1 pseudogene is annotated in these 290 nt (G+C 54.5%); it reads left to right on the plus strand.

Annotated elements, in window-relative coordinates:
- Nucleotides 1-7 precede the first annotated feature (7 nt).
- A pseudogene (locus ACYP03_RS25660) lies at nucleotides 8-290 on the plus strand (amidophosphoribosyltransferase); the annotation flags it as partial.

A 290-nucleotide genomic window follows, 5' to 3' on the forward strand; every position in this document is an offset into this window, starting at 1 on the left:
TTAGGACATGTGTGGTATTGTCGGAATCGTGGGAAACACCCCGGTTAACCAGTCTATTTATGATGCACTGACCGTGCTGCAGCACCGTGGCCAGGATGCTGCCGGTATTGTTACCCTGGAAAGCAATCGTTTCCGTCTGCGCAAGGCCAATGGCCTGGTGCGTGACGTATTCGAAGCAAAACACATGCAGCGCCTGCAGGGGACTGTAGGGCTTGGGCACGTTCGTTACCCTACCGCGGGCAGCTCAAGTGCTTCAGAAGCTCAGCCTTTTTATGTGAACTCCCCTTACG

This window comes from Photobacterium sp. R1 (assembly GCF_054600795.1).